The sequence below is a fragment of the Kocuria gwangalliensis genome, from assembly GCF_039544365.1.
GTDB lineage: Bacteria > Actinomycetota > Actinomycetes > Actinomycetales > Micrococcaceae > Kocuria > Kocuria gwangalliensis.
In genome coordinates, this window is record NZ_BAABLN010000002.1 from 1 (window position 1) to 19,816 (window position 19,816).

A 19,816-nucleotide genomic window follows, 5' to 3' on the forward strand; every position below is an offset into this window, starting at 1 on the left:
CGTCCACTATGTGGTTGACAACCAATAACCCCACCCCCCCGCACTCATGTGTGGGGCCGGGGGTTTTGATAACAACATACTGGTCAACACACCAGACCAGAAAACAGGTTTCCCCCCACCCCACACACACGTTGGGGTACAGGGGTGGACAGGTTTTCGGTGGTTATAGCGTGGGGGAAACGCCCGGTCCCATCTCGAACCCGGAAGCTAAGACCCNGTACACAGTAAGGGGCACCAACCACGGTTGGCGCCCCTTACTGCATTTAACACCGGTTACCACGGTGGCATACACACGGGGGCTGACCCGGGAATCTCCGCCAGAGAAACCCGAGTCGGCCCTTTCCGCATTTAACGGGCGCTCTCTAGATACGGGCTATCAGCTTGTCCCGTTGCGCATGGGTCTCTCCTTAGATCCAGCCTTCTTTCCACGCCTTCTGGGCGGCCTCATGTCGGCCGCTGACGCCCAGCTTGGCGATGGCAGCGGAGACATAGTTCCTGACTGTGCCCGGGGCCAGGTGGAGCGCCTCAGCGGTTTGCGCAAGGGTGTCGTGTTCCGTGGTCGCACGGAGTACGTCGAGCTCCCGTCCGGTGAGCGGGCAGTCCGTGCCGATGAGTGCGCTGGCGGCAATTTCCGGGTCCACATAGCGTGCACCGCTGACCACAGCGAGGATGACTTCAGCCAGTTTCTCCGAAGGGGTCGATTTGGGTACGAAGCCCTTGACGCCGGCTGCCAGGGCACGCCGGAGGACTCCTGGGCGAGCGTGGCGAGTCACCATGACTATGTGGGTGTCGATTTCCCGGAGGATGTTTGAGGCCGTTTCCACACCATCGGTGGGTCTCCAAACCCAGCGAGGGCCTCACCCCGAGACGGGATGAGGCCCTCGCTTTTCTCACGTTGGTCGTCAGTTCCTGTCGTTGATTCCGGGCACCACAGCGCCGGTCGGCAAAGCCTTATCTGCATATCCGCGGTACACAGGTTCCCAGTCCAGGGGCGTGGTCATCGTGTCACCGGTGAGTACACTCTGCATGGCGTGTAGGCACACGTGCCACCCGGCGGCATTACGGGCCGCGGTGTTCTCCGCCTCAAGAAACTCTATGAACGTGAGTTTGCTGCCCTCCCCGCTCGGCTCGACGGAAATATCGATTTCGGAGTCTCCCCAGGTGAACGACCAATGGCGTTCCGGTTCCCAATTCGTCACCGTACCGGTGCTGGACTCCATGTGCGGGTCACCGGTGAATACGATGCCGCCGCCCTGATGCGCATTGAGTTGCACTCTGGAGGGGAACCAACGACTCATGGCGGGTGCTGTGGCCACGGTCGTCCACAGCTGGGACGGAGCCACCAGATACTCGCGTTCGAAAATAATCGTCGGGCGGTCGTCGATCACCTCGTAGGTACCGTCAAGATTTTGCGCTTCGCTGTTCATCACGGTTCGGACTCCTCGGGCTGGGGGCCTCGTGCTCGGCGCGGACGAGCGCGCCATGATGCACCCATTCAATCCGGCGGTGCGTCTTCCCACAACCACCGAGGGGATTAATGGACGACGGCGCCGCACGAGCATTGCCCGTGCGGCGCCGTCGTCGATCGGAGAGCTCACGGATCCCTCAGGCCGAAACGGGAGAGTCCTCCGGGGCCTTCAGGTCGTGACGGCGGTTCTTGAGGATGCGATCCATGATGGTCGCGATGGCGCCGTCACCGGTGACGTTGCACGCGGTGCCGAACGAGTCGATCGCGATGTACGTGGCGATCATGAGGCCCACGGCCGTCTCGTCGAACCCGAGCGCGGACTGCAGAATGCCCACCGCGGCCATGATGGCACCGCCGGGCACACCGGGAGCGGCCACCATGGTGATGCCCAGAAGGAAAATGAAGCCCACGTACTGCCACGAGTTGATGGGCGTGCCCGTGATCGTCATGATCGCCAACGAGAACAGGACGATTTTCATGGTTGAACCGGATAGATGGATCGTGGCACACAGGGGAATGGTGAACCCGGCCACGCGATCGTCCACACCGTTACGAGCCGCGCACTTGAGCGTCACCGGAATGGTCGCGGCGGAGGAGGACGTACCGAGTGCGGTGGCGTACGCCGGGAGCATGTTCTTGAGCAGCACGAACGGATTGCGTTTGGCAATGATTCCGGCCACCACGTACTGAATGATCAGGATGACCACGGTCATGATGAACGCCAGGACCACGATGCGGATGAACGTGGAAATGATGGTGGTGATCTGGCCGTTCATGGTGATGCTCATGAACATGCCAAAGATGTAAATGGGCAGCAGCGGGATAATGATTTTTTCCACGATCATCATGATGATGATGCGCAGCTCGTCGAACCCCTTGTGCAGCGAGTTGCCCTTGACCATGGTGATCCCGACACCCAGGCAGAAGGAGAGCACCAGGGCGGTCATCACGTCGAAGACCGGAGGCATGGTGATCTCGAAGAACCCGGACAGCGCATGATCTTCGGGGTTTTCCAGGGAACCGACTGAGCCCCGATCACCCAACAACCACGGGTAGCTGGCCTTGGCCACCAAAAACGTCAGGAGGCCGGCAAAGACAGTGGATCCGTAGGCGATTCCCGCGGTCACGGCCAGCCACTTGCCCGCGCCGCGCCCGAGGTCCGCAATGGCCGGGGTCACCAGCGCCACGATCAGTACGGGAATCAGGAATCCCAGGAACTGGCTGAAAATGCCATTGAAGGTGAGGAACAATCGCGCGACACCCTCTGGGAAGAACATCCCACAGACGATGCCCAGCACAATGGCCACCAGTACCCGCAGCAGCAGGTTTTTGGACAGAGAACGAAGACTCATGATTCAAAATCTCTCGGAACAAGGAGGGGCAATGGGTTATCGACACGTTCTCACGATTGTGACCGTCTCGAAGTAGCTGGCACCGTCCGTTACACAGGGCGGTGACCAAGCTGACCCACGGTCGAGGGGGCGCCGACCGCGTCCCCTTTGTAGAATGCAATGAAGACTACCGCGACACATCCTGTCGCTTCCACGCGTTTGGGCCGCAGGCCCCACAAGGAGATCCCTTTGACCGATTCCGAACAGTACGGTTCCCGCGACAATTCCGAGCGTTCCGGCGGAGACCGGCGCCGCGCCTCGGGTGGGTCCGGTGGCTGGAACAACCGCGGGGGTCGCTCCTGGCAGGACCGCGGCGACTCCCGGGATCGTCGAGACGATCGCCATGGAGGGGGCCGCAGCGAGCGCGCTGAAGGCGCTCGCGGAGGAGACCGTCGCGAGGATCGCGGTCGGGAGAACGGGGGCGGCGAAGACCGCCGCGAACCCCGCCGGTGGGATGACCGCCCGCGTAATGATCGCTCGGACGGCCGTTCCGGTGACCGCAAGGGCCCTAGCCGTCAGTTCGACCGCTTCCAGGACCGCAAGGACGGCCACCGTTCGGAGCGCCGCAGCGGTGACTGGGAACGCAAGCGTGAGACCGGCAACCGCAGCCGCACCTGGGACGACCGTGGTGGTTCGCAAGATCGCCGCGAGGACCGCCGCGAGGACCGCCGGGACGACCGCGGCGCAGACCGCCGTGATGATCGTCGCCCCGTCGATGGTCGCCGTGATGATCGAGGTGGAGACCGCAGAGACTACCGCCGGGACGACCGCCGCAACGATCGTGGCGGCCGTTCAGACGGCCGTCCAGACGGTCGTAAGGATTTCCGCCGGGATGACCGTTCCGGCGGGCGCCGCGATGACCGACGTCGTGACGATCGGCGGCGGGACAACTTTGGTGGCAATGATCGCCGCAGGGATGCGGACCGCGAAGAGCGGATGACCCGTCGGGACCTCAATGACCTGGACAAACCGCGGTTCATCGAACCTGATATTGACGAGGACGTCACGGGTCGCGAGATCGACAAGCCCACGCGTCGTCAGCTGGAGGCACTCGAACCGCGCAATGCGGAGCGAGTGGCTCAGCACCTGGTCATGGCCGCGCGCTATTTGGAGGTCGATCCGGAGTTCGCGCTCGAACACGCCAATGCCGCGGTGCGCAAGGCCGGCCGCATTGCCGCGGTCCGCGAAGCCACGGGAGTGGCGGCCTACGCCGCCGAGGACTACGCGCTGGCACTGAAGGAATTGCGCACCCATCGCCGCATTTCCGGTTCGGAAGAACATCTGCCGCTGATGGTGGATTGCCAGCGGGCGCTGGGCAAGGTCGATAAAGCCCTCGAAGAGGCCCAATCGGCCGCGGCGGAGAAACTGGACGCCACCGGCAAGGTGGAACTGGCCATGGTTGTATCCGGGATCCACGCGGATGTCGGTAACAACCAGGCCGCACTGGAAGCCCTGCAGATCCCGCAGCTCGACAAGAACCGCGGCTTCTCCTACAGCCCGCGCCTGTTCCGTGCGTACGCGCAGGCCCTGCGCGGCGTGGGTCGCGACAAGGAATCGTTGAGTTGGGAACGCCAAGCCATCGTGGCCGAGGCCGCGCTCGGACTGGGCCAGTTCTCCGAACCGGAGATCGTGGACCTCGGTGACGACATCGATCTCGACGCCGCCAGGGAAACCGTCCGTGAGGCCGGAGAACGCCACAGCGAGAACGCCGCCGATTCCGCCGACTCGTCCGAAACCTCTGAATCACCGGAGACCACCGATGCAGCGGACGTCGACGGCGCCGGGGTCACTGACAACACTGGGGACGTCGACGGCGCCGGGGTCACTGACAACACTGGGGACGTCGACGGCGCCGGGGTCACCGACAGCGCCGACGGTCCCGAGAACGCACCCGAGACCGGTGATGATTTCGAGAACCATGACCGATGAGCCGCTGATCCGGCGCTTCGACGCGCTGTTGTGTGATCTGGACGGCGTGGTCTACGCGGGCCCCGATGCCATTGACGGCGGACCCGAATCGCTGAACCGCGCTGTGGAGATGGGCGTACCGGTGATGTACGTGACGAACAATGCGTCACGCCCACCGGCCGCCGTGGCGGAGCATATCTCGCAGCTGGGTGCACCCACTCGGGCGAGTTCCGTGGCCAGCTCCGCACAGGCGGCCGCGAAGCTGCTGGCCGATCGACTGCCCGAAAACTCCAGGGTGCTGATCACCGGTGCGCAAGCGCTCGCGGACGAAATCAGCGCCGTGGGTCTGACCCCGGTGTGGTCGCAGGCTGAGGATCCCGCCGCGGTGGTGCAGGGGTTCAACCCGCAACTGGGCTGGGAACAACTGGCCGAGGCGGCGTACACGTTGGCCGATGAATCCGTGCTGTGGTGTGCGACCAACACGGACCGCACGATCCCCAAGGAACGCGGCATTGCGCCGGGCAACGGCACGCTCGTGGCAGCGGTGGCGGCGGCCACCGGACGGGAGCCCATCGTGGCGGGTAAGCCGCAGGCTCCGGTGTTCCACGAAGCTGCGGAGCGGGCCAGGAGCCGGCGGCCCGTGGTGGTCGGCGACCGGCTCGACACGGATATTCGGGGGGCCCACGCCGCGGGCATGGCCAGTATCGAGGTGTTCACGGGTGTCGACACGCCGGAGACCGTGTTGCGCGCGTGCGATCGGGAACGTCCCACATACCTGCTGGGTAACCTGCGGGAGCTGTTCGCGGTCTATCCCGAACCCCAGGTGACCCACGAGGATCATGATGTGACCGCCACCTGCCGTGACGCGACAGCCGTGGCACGGGAGAACGCGGTGACGGTGCGAGCCTCCGAGAACAGCCTGGACGGTTGGCGCGCGGCGTGTGCCGCGTGGTGGGCCCTGCACCCCGAGGCGGAAGCGCCGACCGATCCCGACGTGACATGGGTGAGCGAATCATGAGTGACCAGCGCACGAACGCGGTCTGGAACGAGCGAGAACCGGATGCCGTGCCCGTCACCGGATTGGACCCGGTGGACCGGGTCCTCGCCCTTGAAGCCGCGGTGAGCGAGCTGCCCGTGAACGAACGAGCGGCGGCCTACCGACAGCTCCACGCGGAACTGGAATCGGTTCTCAATCAGCACCCCGGTTCCCTGCCCGCGGGGCTCACGGGCCAGTGAACCGGCGGTTGGACCAAGCCCTGGTCGCGCGGGGGCTCGCACGATCCCGGACGCTCGCGGCGTCGTGGATCCGGGACGGGCGCGTTAGCGTCAACGGTTCCCCGTGCACCAAGCCGTCCCTGAAGGTGGGTGACGAGGACCAGCTGGAGGTGGCGGCGTCGGCGGCGGAGGAGTACGTCAGCCGGGCCGGGCACAAACTGGTGGGCGCCCTGAATACCTTCACCGAGATCGACCCGGCCGGACTGCGCTGCCTGGATGCCGGCGCATCCACCGGTGGATTCACGGACGTGTTGCTGCGCCGCGGTGCCCGCGAAGTGGTCGCGGTCGATGTGGGACACGATCAGCTGGTGCCCGAACTGCGCGGTGACGAGCGCGTGCGCGTGTTCGAAGGTCTCAACGTTCGATATCTGACCACGGACCAGATTGGCGGTCCCGCCGATCTGACCGTGTGCGACCTGTCGTTCATCTCGTTGACACTGGTCACGGATGCCCTCGGCCGGGCCACGAAGGACGGGGGAGACGTCTTGTTCATGGTCAAACCCCAATTCGAGGTGGGGATCCACAACATCTCCCGCACCGGTGTGGTGACCTCCGAACGGGAACGACGCCGCGCCGTGGACGGCGTGATTTCCGCCGCCGGCCGGGCCGGCCTGGAGGTCAAGGGGCGGGTGGAAAGTCCCCTGCCGGGTCAAGACGGTAACGTGGAGTTCTTCGTCTGGTGCCGTAAACGAGGCATCGTTCAGGGAGTCTGAATGCTCGCGTAGGCTTAGCAGAGTTCTTGGACCGCAGCCCGAACCACAGGAGGATGACCCGAGCACGTGAGCCGGAAAATCTTGGTCATGACACACACGGGCAGGCGTGACGCCAAAGACGCCGCTCGTCAGTCCTGTGCGCAATTGCATGAGGCCGGACTGATTCCTGTGCTGTCGCGCCGAGACCTGGAAGCGCTTCGGGCGGACGGCCAGACCATGGCACCCGTGGAGATCGTCGAAGAAGACGTGGCCCTGCGCGACATCGAACTGGTCATGGTCCTGGGTGGTGACGGCTCGATCCTGCGCGCCGCGGAAGTCGTCCGCGGCGTGGACACCCCGCTGTTGGGCGTCAATCTGGGGCACGTGGGGTTCTTGGCCGAATCGGAACGCTCCGGGCTCACGGAGACCGTGGAAGCAATTGTCGATGGGCGTTACACCGTGGAACGTCGTATGGCGTTGGACGTGACCGTGTGGGAGAACCAGAAGAGAGTTCTGCACACCTGGGCCCTCAACGAGGCCTCCGTCGAAAAGGGCAACCGCGAGAAGATGGTGGAAGTGGTCATCGAGGTGGACCGCCGTCCGCTGTCCACCTTCGGTTGTGACGGTGTGGTCATGGCGACCCCCACGGGTTCCACCGCGTACGCCTTCTCCGCCGGCGGGCCCGTGGTGTGGCCCGAGGTCGAGGCGCTGCTCTTGGTGCCGCTGTCGGCACACGCGCTGTTCTCACGCCCCTTGGTCATCTCACCGCGCTCCATGATGGCGGTGGAAGTGCTCACCCGCACCGATGCCCGCGGTGTGTTGTGGTGCGATGGCCGACGCACCGCCGACCTACCACCGGGTTGCCGCATTGAAGTGCGCCGCTCCGACAAGCCCGTGAATTTGGCGCGCATGCACGCGACCCCGTTCTCGGAACGACTGGTCAAGAAGTTCGAACTGCCCACTGCGGGCTGGCGCGGCCCGCTCCCCAGTCACCAACAGGAGGCCAAGACCAGCGCGCTTCCCATGGTTCAGCCCAAGCACAACGTGATTTCCGAAGCCAATGGTTTTCCCAAGTTGAGCGTGGGGCGCGAAATCCCGTACGACCCCAGGTCCCCCCAAGACGGCAATACGGCGGATCAGGTCCTCGACCCGTCCCCGGAGCAATCCTCGTCAGGTGAAACCCCGAGCCGATGATCGAAGAAATCCATATTCACGACCTGGGTGTCATCACGGATGCCGTGCTGCCCCTGGGACCCGGACTGTCCATCCTGTCGGGTGAGACCGGCGCCGGCAAGACCATGGTCGTCACCGCCCTCGGCATGCTTTTGGGCAACCGCGCGGATGCCGGTGCCGTGCGATCCGGAAGCGGTAAGGCACTGGCGGAGGCAACCGTCATGGTGCCCGCTACGCACGGGGCGGTAGACCTCGTGGAAGAGGCGGGCGGCGTCGTCGACGTCGAGACCGTGAACGGCCGGGATGAGGCGCAGATCCTGCTGTCCCGCACCGTCTCCGCCGAGGGCCGCAGTCGCGCGCACGTGGGGGGCCGGTCGGCTCCCGTGGGCACCCTGGGTGCCGTGGGGGAGACCCTCGTGGCCGTGCACGGACAGTCGGACCAGTTGCGACTGAAGTCCTCGGTGGCCCAGCGCAAGGCCCTGGACGAGTACGCGGGGGCGGCGCTCGCCAAGGAATTGACCGCCTACCGTGCGAAACTCGCTCGCTACAGGACCATTGTGGCGACCCTGCGTGAGATCAAGGAGAACATGCGCGAGCGGGCCCTGGAGGCTCAGAGCCTGACCACCGCGCTCGAGGAAATCGACGCGGTGGAGCCGATCTCCGGGGAAGACCTCCAGCTGGACGCCGAAAGCGAGAAGCTCACCAACCTCGAGGCCCTGCGGTCCGCCGCCTTGACCGCGCAGGCCGCGCTCAGCGGAACGGACACGGACGACGAACCCACCGCCAACGCCGTGGCGTTGCTGTCACTGGCGCAGCAAGCCCTGGACCACGAGTCCGATGCGGACGCGGACCTGGCCGAGCTGGCCACGCGCGTCCGGGAACTCACGGTGGTCGCCGCCGACGTCGCCGCGGACCTGTCCGGGTACGCGAGCGGTCTCGACGAGGACGGGCCGGCCCGTCTTGCGCAGGTGGAACAGCGCCGCAACGCACTGCGGAGCCTCACACGCAAGTACGGAACCACGATCGACGAAGTCATCGAATGGGCCGACACCGCGCGCGGCCGGCTCTCCGATCTGGTGGACGACCCGCAGCGCGACGAGGAACTGCGCAGCGAGGCTCACGCGCTGCACCAGGAACTGCTGGAGCGCTCGCAGACCATGCTGGGGATCCGCCGGAAGACGGCCGAGAAGCTTTCCCGGGCCGTGAGCAAGGAACTCACGGCCCTGGCCATGCCGAACGCCTCGCTGGTGGTCTCGGTGGAACCGATTGACCAGTTCACCGAGCACGGGCGCGATGAGATCGAATTCAGGCTGGCCCCCCACCCTGATGCCAAACCTCGCCCCCTGGGCAAGGGCGCCTCCGGTGGTGAGCTCTCCCGCATCATGCTGTCGCTGGAGGTGGTGCTCTCCGAGGTGGACCCGGTACCGACCTTTGTTTTCGACGAGGTGGACTCCGGCGTGGGCGGAAAGGCGGCCGTGGAGATCGGTCGGCGCCTCAAGATGCTGGCCAAGAATGTCCAGGTGCTCGTGGTGACCCACCTACCGCAGGTTGCGGCCTTCGCCGACCACCACGTGCTGGTGACCAAGTCTTCGGATTCCACGGTGTCGGACGTGAGAGTGCTCACGGACGAGGAACGCGTGGTGGAACTGGCGCGCATGCTCGCGGGCCACGAAAACTCTGAAGCCGCGCGGGAGCACGCCCGCGAGCTCCTACGGGATGCAACCGCATGACACAACTGCCCCTCAACTCAACGCAACTGGAATGGTATGCTGAAATTCCGTGGTGAACGCTCAGAACGCCGCCCGCGAGGCAGGCACGCAGAACAACGGCAAAGTGACCCGACAGATCTTCGTCATGGGTGGTGTAGCTTCCTCTCTCGGCAAGGGCCTGACGGCCTCGTCCCTGGGAATGTTGCTCCGCTCACGCGGACTGTCCGTGACCATGCAGAAGCTGGATCCGTACCTCAACGTGGATCCCGGGACCATGAACCCGTTCCAGCACGGTGAGGTCTTCGTCACGGAGGACGGCGCGGAAACCGACCTGGACATCGGTCACTATGAGCGCTTCCTCGACGAGAAATTGGATGCCTCCGCGAACGTGACCACCGGGCAGGTGTACTCCACGGTGATCGCCAAGGAACGCCGCGGCGAGTACCTGGGTGACACGGTTCAGGTCATCCCGCACATCACGGACGAGATCAAACGCCGGATGCGCCGCCGCGCCGAAGATGAGGACGCGCCGGACATCATCATCACCGAGATCGGTGGCACGGTGGGTGACATCGAGTCCCAGCCGTTCATCGAGGCCGCACGGCAGGTACGTCAGGACGTGGGCCGCAACAACGTGTTCTACCTGCACGTGTCCTTGATCCCGTTCATCGGCCCGTCCGGCGAGCTCAAGACCAAACCGACCCAGCACTCCGTGGCCACACTGCGTGGTCTGGGTATCCAGCCGGACGCGTTGGTCCTGCGCTGTGACCGAGATGTTCCGGACGGCATGCTCCGCAAGGTCGGTGGGGCCTGCGACGTGGACCTGGACGCCGTGATCTCGTGTGCCGATGCGCCCAGCATTTACGACATCCCCACGACACTGCACAATCAGGGCCTGGACACCTACATCCTTGACTACCTGCGGTTGTCCTACGAGGACGCCGATCTGACCCAGTGGTCGCACCTGCTCGAGGCCGTGCACCAGCCCGAACACCACGTGAACGTGGCGCTCGTGGGCAAGTACATCGATCTTCCGGACGCCTACCTCTCGGTGTCCGAGGCGCTGCGCGCCGGTGGCTTCGCCAATGACTCCCGCGTGCACATCAAATGGGTTGCCTCCGACCTGTGTGACACCCCCGAGGGCGCACAGCGCGAACTCGGCGACGTGGACGCGATCTGTGTTCCCGGTGGCTTTGGCATCCGCGGACTGGAAGGCAAGCTGGGTGCCCTCAAGTGGGCCCGTGAGAACCGGGTTCCCGTGCTGGGCCTGTGCCTGGGTCTGCAGTGCATGGTCATGGAATTCGCCCGCAACGTGGTGGGCCTGCCCAACGCGTCCTCGACCGAGTTCGATCCCGAGACCGACACCCCGGTGATCGCCACCATGGAGGAGCAGAAGCAGTTCGTGGAGGGCGCCGGCGATCTGGGCGGCACCATGCGCCTGGGCTCCTACCCGGCACAACTCGCCGAGGGTTCCGTGGTCGCCGAGACCTACGGCAGCCTGGAAGTTTCCGAGCGTCACCGCCACCGTTACGAGGTCAACAACGCCTACCGGGATGCGCTGACCCAGGGTGGCCTGCTGATGTCAGGAACGTCCCCGGACGGTCAGCTAGTGGAGTTCGTGGAACTGCCCCGTAGCGAGCACCCGTACTACGTGGCCACCCAGGCTCACCCGGAGTACGGCTCCCGTCCGACCCGCCCGCACCCGCTGTTCGACGGCCTCATCAAGGCGGCACTGTCCCGCCGCGAGGCACTGGGCAGCAAGTAACGGCATCGGACAGTACGTCACCGAGCAACCGGAGGTTCGCATGGAACTCTCGCGCGTGAGCCGAGCAGGGCTGAAAGACACGATGGATCCCCACACGGTGGTGGCATCGGACACCGTGTACGAGGGATTCATCTGGGACGTTCAGCGCGACGAGTTCCGCATGGGTGATGAAGACTCGACCCTGAAACGAGACTTCATCACCCACCCCGGGGCGGTGTCCATCGTTGCCCTGGATGAGCAGGACCGAGTTCTGCTCATCAACCAGTACCGCCATCCCGTGGGCATGCGCATGTGGGAAATCCCGGCCGGTCTGCTCGACGTGGACGGCGAACCGCCGCACACCGCCGCTCAGCGGGAATTGGCCGAGGAAGCGGACATGACCGCTGACGACTGGCACGTGCTCGTGGACTTCCACAACTCGCCCGGTTCATCCTCAGAGGCCAATCGCATTTTCCTGGCGCGTGGCCTGCACGAGGTTCCGGAGGCAGACCGTCACGAGCGCGACGGTGAAGAGGCGGAGATCATCGTTCGCTTTGCCGACCTCGACGACGCCGTGGCCGCCGCTCTCTCCGGCCAGATCAATTCGCCCGCCGCGGTCCTGGGCATTCTGGCCGCGCACGCCGCACGAGCACAGGACTGGACGTCATTGCGCCCGGTGGACAGCCCGTGGCCGGGTCACCCGAACTTCCGGTGACCGACTCGTCCGTTCCTCCGGATCTGGAACGCGCCGTTCACCGGTACCTCGATCACCTGACCGTGGAGCGGGGCTTGGCCGCGAATACGCTGGCGGCTTACCGCCGGGACCTCACCCGCTATGTGGAGTTCCTGACCGGTGCCACCGCCGTTTCCAAAGGTGGTTCGGTGTCCGTACCGTCCGAGATCTCGACCGAGCACGTCCGCGCCTTCGTGCGGTTGCTCCACGAGGGTTCACCGGAGCATCCCGCGCTGAGCACCCGGAGCACCGCCCGCGTCCTGGCGGCCGTCCGTGGAGCACATGCCTTCTGGGTCGCGGAGGGACTGTGCCCGGTGGACGTCGCCTCTCGCGTCAGTCCGCCGACGCCGCCGCAGCGCCTCCCCAAGGCCATCGCCCTGGACAGCGTGGAAAAGATTCTCTCGGCTCCGGACCCGGAGTCTCCGGCGGGGCTACGGGCGCGAGCTTTCCTGGAGCTGTTGTACGCGACGGGCGCGCGCATCTCTGAGGCGGTCGCATTGGACGTGGACGATCTGGCCGGGCTCCAGGACTCCGAGCTGTCTTTCGTGCGGCTACTCGGCAAGGGCAATAAACAACGCATGGTTCCGGTGGGTTCGTATGCGAAGAAGGCCCTGGATCAGTACCTGGTGCGCGGGCGACCGGAATTGTCCCGGCATGGGAAGGGAACACCCGCAGTATTTCTCAACGCCAGGGGTGGCCGGATTTCCCGCCAAACGGCGTGGACCATGGTCAAGGACGCCGCCGAACTCGCTCAACTGGGCGAGGACGTCACCCCGCACACCCTGCGGCACTCATTCGCGACCCACTTACTGGAGGGCGGGGCGGATCTACGAGTGGTCCAAGAACTCTTGGGCCACGCATCCCTGGCCACCACCCAGATCTACACCAAGGTCTCCGTGGAATCTCTACGCGAGGTCTACGCGACGGCGCACCCTCGAGCTCAATGATGTGTCCGGCCGAATGCGTCCGGTGTCACTTGGAGATTTGCACCGAAATTTAAACCTAATGTCGAGTTCCTGACGCCACGCCCGGACTACCCTGGGAGCATGCCGCGTAAACAGATGTCTCGAACGGTCCTCTTCTCCGCACCCCTGGCGTTGGTGTTCTCCATGCTGGGAACCGCTCCCGCCATGGCCGGGGCCGGTATCGACAACGAGTACCGTTCGCTGGGGGGCGCCAGCGGTTGGCTGGGCAAAGCCACGTCCTCCGAACGCTGCGGTCTTCGCGACGCCGGCTGCTACCGGCAGTACCAGGGCGGCACCATCCACTGGTCACCCAGCACAGGTGCCCGCGCGCAGCGCGGCGGCATCCTGCAGCGCTGGCGGGTCGAAGGATCCGAGCACGGCAATCTGGGATACCCCAAGGTGCGTGAAACCTGCAGCGGCAACTCGTGCGTGGTCCACTATCAGCGCGGCACCATCCGGTGGACCAAGGGCAAGGGCACCACGGTCAGTCGAGACATCGATCGTGCCACCAGCTCGTCCGTGATTGTGAACAAGAAGCGGCCCTTGAACCCTCGGGCCTACGCTCCCGGACCCCTGTGGAACGTGGGCGGTGGGGTGCAGCTGCGCAGTGACGCTGCCGCCGCCTATCAGCGGATGAGCCAGGCTGCGGCCAACCAGGGTGTAACCCTGGTGCCGGTCAGCGGTTACCGCTCCTACTCGATCCAGAACAGCCTGTACTGGAACTACGTGGCCATGTACGGACAGGCCACCGCGGACACTATTTCCGCGCGCCCCGGATACTCGGAGCACCAGACCGGTCTGGCCATTGACGTGGGGGCACCCGGGGGAGTGTGCGGACTGCAGGCCTGCTTCGGTAACACACCCCAGGGTCGCTGGGTTGCCGCTAACGGCCACAAATACGGCTTTGTGGTGAGGTATCCCAACGGATACACCGGAACCCACGGCTACGCCTACGAACCCTGGCACCTGCGCTACGTGGGAACGCCCACGTCCAACAGCGTGAAAAACAATGGTTACAGCACTCTGGAGAGCTACCTGGGTCTACCCCACGCGCCGCGTTACTGATTATTCGGCCGCCTCACGACTGCGGGTAGCGTGAACCTCCGTAGTCATGTCAGTCACTCGAACCTCGTTCGACAGCGGATCGGAGGAACAGACTCTTGTGGATCGATTCTTGGGATGCCATTGGCCGAGTGCTCCTGGTCGGAGCAGCCTCATACGGCACCCTCGTTCTCATTCTTAGAGCCACTGGGAAGCGCACACTCAGCCAACTCAACGCATTTGACTTCATAGTCACAGTAGCCCTGGGCTCGACCCTGGCCACCATTCTCCTGAGTTCTTCCGTTTCGTGGCTAGAAGGCCTGACGGCGCTGATCCTACTGGCCGGATTGCAGTTCGTTGTTGCCTGGAGTTCTTCGAGGTTGCCGTCGCTGCGAAACCTGTTGACGACTCAGCCCGCGTTGCTGCTGGCAGACGGGCAATTCCTCCCGGACTCCATGAAAGAACATCGGCTCGCGGAATCTGAAGTTCGGCAGGCCGTGCGCATGCAGGGGATTGGTGACCTGAACGATGTCAGGGCGGTAATTCTAGAAACGAACGGTACTTTCAGCGTGATCTCCTCAAGCCAGTACGGTAACGGGTCTGCGTTGGAAGACGTCCGCCACGCGGGGCGACGATGAGGAGCGTTCGAGCCGCCCCTGCGGAAGGAAGCCAGGCCGAGGAGATGGCCGCGGCAGAAGTTCTGGCGGCAAAACTTGACAGACCCATGGGCATTTTGGGCGTGATCTTCCTTTTCGTTGTACTCGGCCAGCTTCTCGTTCAGGATCCAGGCTGGACCAGGACCCTAAACGTTGTGGGGTGGGTATTCTGGGTGATCTTCGTGGCCGAGTTCCTGCTTCGCGCCTATATCGCAGAATTCCAAGCGGCGTTCTGGAAACGAAACTGGTGGCAGGTCATTTTCCTGCTCATTCCCTTCCTACGTTTCTTTCGGGCTTTGCAGACACTGCGATTGTTGCGCCTCACGCGCGTGGCTCGCGTGGGAGGGATCGTGTCCGCGAGTGTGCGGGGATCGCGTTCCGCAGGAAAGCTGCTATCCAACAGAATCGGTTGGGTCGCTGCTGTCACGGCAGTCGTGGTTCTGGCTTCCAGCCAGTTGTTGTATGCGGTGGGGTCTCACACTGATTATTCGAAGGCCCTGTATGAGGCAGCACTCACGACGATCACGGGCAGTGGATTGACCACGAGCGACGGCTTCTCCCAGATCTTGCACGTGCTGCTTGCCATGTATTCAGTGGCCGTATTTGCAACCCTTGCGGGTTCGCTGGGGGCCTATTTCCTGCGCGACCAGCCCGTGGGGCACTCGTCAGAGGACGCGGAATCCCGTCTAGCACCTGGTGGCAATTAGGGGACATGCGCGGTTATGCGTTGAGCCCGGCAAGAAGTAAGACTACTGTCGAAATGGAATTGTCACGCATGTTCGAGAGAACGAGGAGATCGTAATGATGCACAAGCGGCGCGCAGCAGCCGTCGGAATCGCGGGTTTGGTTCTTGCGAGTTCTCTCGCGGCGTGTACTCCTGAAACCGATGTCACCGAAGCGGATCAATCGAACATTCCCACCGAAGAGCTGGTGGGCGAGAGCATGACCATTACTCACGAGATCCAGCATGTTCTCCCGGACGGAGTGTTCACGGTGGGGGAGGAAGACACTATCGTGATGACCGACGAGTTGCCGGAAGAGCTCAATCCCGGTGACGAGATCGAGATTACCGGCACCGTGGAAAAAATGGACGTCTACCAGGCAGACGACCTTGATGCCCTGCGGACCGCCACGGACGAGGAAACCGCCACTTACCTCATTGACCGTGGGGAAGAACTGGTGCTCACAAGTGCGGCGCTGAAACCCGTGGATTAGCCGCCGGTGGCTAGCGGGCCAGTGAATTGACGACACCGACTAGGCCGCGACACAGAAACGTCCCCGGGACTCACGGTCATGGCGTGAATCCCGGGGACTTCTGTGTACCTGGGCGCGGGTGGGCGCTTAGTCCAGGTGACGCTCTTCCGGTCCGTCGTACTCGGACAGCGGTCGGATCAGCGAGTTGGCTGCGCGCTGTTCCATGATGTGTGCGGTCCAGCCGGTGATGCGGGCGCACACGAAGATGGGCGTGAACGTGGGAATGTCGAAGCCCATGAGCCAGTACGTGGGACCGGCGGGGTAGTCCAGGTTGGGCTTGATGGACTTGGCTTCGTCCATGGACTTGGCCAGACCGTTGTACAGACCCAGGATTTCCGGGCGATCGTAGTACTCGAGCATGCGGAACAGTGCGTCCTGCATGGTCGGTACGCGCGAGTCACCGTGCTTGTACACGCGGTGACCGAAGCCCATGACCTTCTTCTTCTCGGCCAGCGCCTTGTCCATCCATTCCTTGGAGCGCTTCTCGGCCTCTTCGGAGGACTCATCCTTGCGGATGCCCAGTTCCTCGAAGGTGTGCATGACGGCCTCGTTCGCGCCACCGTGCAACGGGCCCTTGAGGGCGCCGATGGCTCCGACCACGGCCGAGTGCAGGTCTGCCAGGGTCGAGGTGATCACGCGGCCGGTGAAGGTCGAGGCGTTGAAGGAGTGCTCGGAGTACAAAATGATGGACACGCGGAAAGCGTCCACGACCTCGGGGGCGGCTTCTTCGCCGAAAGCCATCCAGAGGAAGTTCTCCGAGTAGTCCAAATCATCGCGAGGTTCGATGAGCTCCTCGCCACGGCGGCGTCGCTGGTCGTAGCAGACCACGGCGGGCATCACGGCGAACAGTTCCTGCGCCTTGCGCAACTCGGCCTCGGGAGAGGAATCTTCGGCCTCCGGGTGCTGAGCTCCGATCACGGACGCCGCGGTGCGGCACACGTCCATGGGGTGGCAGTCGGTGGGTAGAACGTCGATGATCTTCTTCAGCTCCGGGGTCAGCGCACGGTTGGCGCGTTCGCGCTTCTTGAAGTCCGCGAGTTCGTCCTCGGTGGGCAGCTCGCCGGTCCACAGCAGCAGCGCGACCTGCTCGGGGGAGCACTTGGCGGCCAGTTCCTGGACGGGGTACCCCCGGTACAGCAGAGAGTTGGTCTCGGCGTTGACCTTGGAGACGGCGGTGGTGTCCGCGACGACGCCGGCAAGACCCTTGCGAATCTCGGTTTCGGTCATGGTGACCTCCTTGTTCGTGTGTGGTCGATCACTTGAAAGCCTACGACGCCGCTGGGCAGCGGCGTCGTAGGCGGATGATTAGTTACCGGGCGTGCCCGGAACCTCGAAGTTGAAAACTCCGGAGTCGAACTGGTTGTACCCGTTGTAGTCCACGAGTTCGTACAGCCGCTTGCGGGTGAGCATGTTCTCCACCTCGGCCTGCTGGGTGCCGTCCTCGCGGATGGCGGTCAGCAGCCGTTCGATGGCACCCAGTGCCTGACGCTGCAGGGACACCGGATAGATGATCATCGAGACGCCCGCGTCCTGCAGTTCCTGTTTGGAGAACAGGTCCGACTTACCGAACTCGGTCATGTTGGCCAGGATGGGAACGTCCAGGGCCTCGGCCATGCGCTCGAACTCGGACAGGTCGGCCATGGCCTCCGGGAAGATGACGTCCGCACCGGCGTCGGCGAGTGCCTTGGCACGGTCGATCGCGGCGTCCAAACCGTCCACACCGCGAATGTCGGTGCGGGCCATGATCACAAAGTTGTCGTCGCGGCGGGACTCCACGGCGGCCTTGATGCGCTTGGTAGCCGTGGCGGTGTCCACCACGTTTTTGCCGTCCAGGTGACCGCACCGCTTGGGATTGAACTGGTCCTCGATGTGGCAACCGGCCAGGCCAGCGTCCTCGAGTTCCTGAACGGTGCGGGCCACGTTCATGGGCTCACCGAAACCGGTGTCCGCATCGACCAGCGCGGGTAGGTCCGTTGAGCGGGCGATCTGGGCGGCGCGGGTGGCCACCTCGGTGAGGGTGGTCAGGCCGATATCGGGTAGGCCCAACTCGTTGGCCAGAACGCCACCGGAGATGTACACGCCCTCGAAGCCCTGTTCCTGGATGAGCTTGGTGGACAGCGGGGTGAACGCACCGGGGAACTGGGCGACCTGCGGGTCCGTCAGGGCCTTGCGGAACGCCACGCGCTTGTCGGCGGGGGTAACTTTTGAATACAGCATGATTTAGAAGATTCCCTTCTGAGCTTTCTCCAGCTCCACGGCCGCCACAATGTTCAGCTGACCCAGCTCACCGGCTCCGAGCTCGGGCAGGCGCTGCACGGCGTCCAGGAAGCGCTCGATCTCCTCCGGCGCCACGAGGCCCTCGGCCAGGGTGCGGAACTTGTTGATGTACTGTTCGCGGGCGAACGGGCGGGCACCCAACGGGTGGGCGTCGGCAACGGCGATTTGGTCCGTGATCACGGTGCCGTCGGTGAGGGTGATCTCCACGGAACCGCCAAAGGCCTTCTCGGAGATGTCCAGGGAGTGGTAGCGGCGGGTCCACTCGGGGTCCTCTTCGGTGGTGACCTTGTTCCACAGGGCCACGGTGTCCTCTCGGCCAGCGCGCTCCGGGGCGTAGGAATCCACGTGATGCCATGCACCGTCCTGCAGCGCCACCGTGAAGATATAGGGAATCGAGTGGTCCAGGGTCTCGCGGGAAGCCGTGGGATCGTACTTCTGGGGATCGTTGGCGCCGGAGCCGATCACGTAGTGGGTGTGGTGCGATGTCTTGATCAGGATGGACTGCACGTTGTTGGGGTCCGCGACCTCGGGGTGGTCGTTGTGCAGCTTGCGTGCCAGGTCGATCCAGGCCTGGGCCTGGTACTCGGCGGAGTGTTCCTTGGTGTAGGTGTCCAGGATGGCGCGCTTGGCTTCGCCCTGTTCCGGCAGCGGAACCTCGTAGGAGGCATCGGGGCCCGAGAGCAGCCACGCGATCACGCCGTCTTCGCCTTCGTAAATGGGCGTGGGGGAGGTCTGTCCGCGCATCGCGCGGTCCACGGCCTCGATCGCCATCTTGCCGGCGAACGCCGGAGCGTGTGCCTTCCAGGTGGAGATCTCGCCCTTGCGTGATTGGCGGGTCGCGGTGGTGGTGTGCAGACCCTGACCGATGGCCTGGAAAATGATCTCGATGTCCAGACCCAGCAGCGTGCCGATACCGGCGGCCGCGGACGGGCCGATGTGGGCGATGTGGTCGATCTTGTGCTCGTGCAGGCAAATGCCCTTCACGAGGTCCACCTGGACCTCGTAACCGGTGGCGATACCGCGAATCAGATCCTTGCCGTTGCTGCCCACGTGCTGGGCCACGGCCAGGATCGGGGGAATATTGTCGCCGGGGTGGGAGTATTCGGCGGCCAGGAAGGTGTCGTGATAGTCCAACTCACGCACTGCCACGCCGTTGGCCCAGGCGGCCCATTCCGGGGACACCGCGGCGTTGTTGTCGGGAGCTCCGTACAAGAGGGCACCGTTGCCCGTGAAACCGGAACCTTCGGTGACCTTGTGCCCCAGCGCCTGCGTGCGAGCCGAAACGATGGGGGCCCGGTTCAAGGAGGCAATGGCAACCGACGCATTGTCGATAATCCGGTTGATGACCATGTCGACCACGTCGGGATCGACCTCGACCGGGTCGGTGGCCACCTTGGCCAGTTTGTAGGCCAGTTGCTCCTCACGGGGCAGATTTTCCTTGGACGAGTACGTACGTACGGTGTGCTTGACGGTCACGGGGAGCCTTCCTCAGATCCGTTGGGCGCGGACCGGTTGGTGCCGCGCGGGTGG

Annotated in this window: 19 protein-coding genes and 1 rRNA gene; 14 read left to right on the top strand and 6 right to left on the bottom strand. The window is 64.2% G+C overall.

The window, feature by feature from the left end; genetic code table 11:
* The first annotated feature begins 155 nt into the window (after window positions 1–155).
* Window positions 156–285, top strand: a 5S ribosomal RNA gene (gene rrf / locus ABEA06_RS01275).
* 122 nt (window positions 286–407) lie between these two features.
* On the opposite strand, the gene ABEA06_RS01280 is transcribed toward rrf, so the two are convergent.
* The 3 genes from ABEA06_RS01280 to ABEA06_RS01290 form a co-directional block, all read right to left on the bottom strand.
* Complete coding sequence (locus tag ABEA06_RS01280; protein ID WP_345310301.1) at window positions 408–776, bottom strand: response regulator transcription factor; 369 nt, start codon at window positions 774–776, stop codon at window positions 408–410.
* A 126-nt stretch (window positions 777–902) separates the two neighbouring features.
* A complete protein-coding gene (locus ABEA06_RS01285; RefSeq protein ID WP_345310302.1) occupies window positions 903–1,598 on the bottom strand; it encodes an SRPBCC domain-containing protein in 696 nt (231 codons plus the stop codon).
* A gap of 7 nt (window positions 1,599–1,605) precedes the next feature.
* Window positions 1,606–2,820 (bottom strand): dicarboxylate/amino acid:cation symporter, encoded by a 1,215-nt coding sequence (locus ABEA06_RS01290; protein ID WP_303382885.1) that lies wholly within the window; start codon window positions 2,818–2,820, stop codon window positions 1,606–1,608.
* A 228-nt stretch (window positions 2,821–3,048) separates the two neighbouring features.
* Here ABEA06_RS01290 and ABEA06_RS01295 point away from each other — a divergent pair, with 228 nt between their 5' ends.
* The 13 genes from ABEA06_RS01295 to ABEA06_RS01355 all read left to right on the top strand — a co-directional run bounded on the left by ABEA06_RS01295 (window position 3,049) and on the right by ABEA06_RS01355 (window position 15,970).
* Window positions 3,049–4,788, top strand: a complete 1,740-nt coding sequence (locus tag ABEA06_RS01295; RefSeq protein WP_345310303.1) for a hypothetical protein — start codon at window positions 3,049–3,051, stop codon at window positions 4,786–4,788.
* Window positions 4,778–5,785, top strand: coding sequence for an HAD-IIA family hydrolase (locus ABEA06_RS01300; RefSeq protein WP_303382888.1), 1,008 nt, complete (start codon window positions 4,778–4,780; stop codon window positions 5,783–5,785). Before ABEA06_RS01295 ends, ABEA06_RS01300 begins: the two co-directional genes overlap by 11 nt.
* Window positions 5,782–6,003, top strand: a complete 222-nt coding sequence (locus ABEA06_RS01305) for a hypothetical protein (protein ID WP_345310304.1) — start codon at window positions 5,782–5,784, stop codon at window positions 6,001–6,003. The genes ABEA06_RS01300 and ABEA06_RS01305 overlap by 4 nt, the downstream gene beginning before the upstream one ends.
* Window positions 6,000–6,755, top strand: coding sequence for a TlyA family RNA methyltransferase (locus tag ABEA06_RS01310; RefSeq protein ID WP_345310305.1), 756 nt, complete (start codon window positions 6,000–6,002; stop codon window positions 6,753–6,755). The genes ABEA06_RS01305 and ABEA06_RS01310 overlap by 4 nt, the downstream gene beginning before the upstream one ends.
* A gap of 87 nt (window positions 6,756–6,842) precedes the next feature.
* Window positions 6,843–7,928, top strand: a complete 1,086-nt coding sequence (locus ABEA06_RS01315) for an NAD kinase (RefSeq protein ID WP_425559482.1) — start codon at window positions 6,843–6,845, stop codon at window positions 7,926–7,928.
* The gene (gene recN / locus ABEA06_RS01320) at window positions 7,925–9,637 is read left to right on the top strand and encodes a DNA repair protein RecN (RefSeq protein ID WP_303382892.1); all 1,713 of its coding nucleotides are present in this window, start codon (window positions 7,925–7,927) and stop codon (window positions 9,635–9,637) included. The genes ABEA06_RS01315 and recN overlap by 4 nt, the downstream gene beginning before the upstream one ends.
* Window positions 9,638–9,686: 49 nt before the next feature.
* Window positions 9,687–11,381, top strand: a complete 1,695-nt coding sequence (locus ABEA06_RS01325) for a CTP synthase (RefSeq protein WP_345310307.1) — start codon at window positions 9,687–9,689, stop codon at window positions 11,379–11,381.
* 40 nt (window positions 11,382–11,421) lie between these two features.
* Window positions 11,422–12,075 (top strand): NUDIX domain-containing protein, encoded by a 654-nt coding sequence (locus ABEA06_RS01330; protein WP_303383458.1) that lies wholly within the window; start codon window positions 11,422–11,424, stop codon window positions 12,073–12,075.
* Entirely contained in the window at window positions 12,048–13,040 is a 993-nt protein-coding gene (locus ABEA06_RS01335; protein WP_312397760.1) for a site-specific tyrosine recombinase XerD, read from the top strand. Before ABEA06_RS01330 ends, ABEA06_RS01335 begins: the two co-directional genes overlap by 28 nt.
* Before the next feature lie 99 nt (window positions 13,041–13,139).
* Window positions 13,140–14,123 carry a D-alanyl-D-alanine carboxypeptidase family protein gene (locus tag ABEA06_RS01340; protein WP_345310308.1) on the top strand — a complete coding sequence of 328 codons (984 nt, stop codon included), beginning with the start codon at window positions 13,140–13,142 and terminating at the stop codon, window positions 14,121–14,123.
* Between the two features lie 95 nt (window positions 14,124–14,218).
* A complete protein-coding gene (locus ABEA06_RS01345) occupies window positions 14,219–14,737 on the top strand; it encodes a DUF421 domain-containing protein (protein ID WP_345310309.1) in 519 nt (172 codons plus the stop codon).
* A gap of 44 nt (window positions 14,738–14,781) precedes the next feature.
* Entirely contained in the window at window positions 14,782–15,462 is a 681-nt protein-coding gene (locus ABEA06_RS01350) for a hypothetical protein (protein WP_345310310.1), read from the top strand.
* Window positions 15,463–15,556: 94 nt separating this feature from the next.
* The gene (locus tag ABEA06_RS01355; protein ID WP_345310311.1) at window positions 15,557–15,970 is read left to right on the top strand and encodes a hypothetical protein; all 414 of its coding nucleotides are present in this window, start codon (window positions 15,557–15,559) and stop codon (window positions 15,968–15,970) included.
* A gap of 126 nt (window positions 15,971–16,096) precedes the next feature.
* Here ABEA06_RS01355 and ABEA06_RS01360 read toward each other — a convergent pair whose 3' ends face one another.
* From ABEA06_RS01360 to ABEA06_RS01370, 3 genes are all read right to left on the bottom strand, one after another.
* Window positions 16,097–17,236, bottom strand: a complete 1,140-nt coding sequence (locus tag ABEA06_RS01360) for a bifunctional 2-methylcitrate synthase/citrate synthase (protein WP_345310312.1) — start codon at window positions 17,234–17,236, stop codon at window positions 16,097–16,099.
* A gap of 78 nt (window positions 17,237–17,314) precedes the next feature.
* Window positions 17,315–18,226 (bottom strand): methylisocitrate lyase, encoded by a 912-nt coding sequence (gene prpB, locus ABEA06_RS01365; RefSeq protein WP_345310313.1) that lies wholly within the window; start codon window positions 18,224–18,226, stop codon window positions 17,315–17,317.
* 3 nt (window positions 18,227–18,229) lie between these two features.
* On the bottom strand, window positions 18,230–19,762 hold the full coding sequence (locus ABEA06_RS01370) for an MmgE/PrpD family protein (RefSeq protein ID WP_345310314.1): 1,533 nt from the start codon (window positions 19,760–19,762) through the stop codon (window positions 18,230–18,232).
* Window positions 19,763–19,816: the final 54 nt, after the last annotated feature.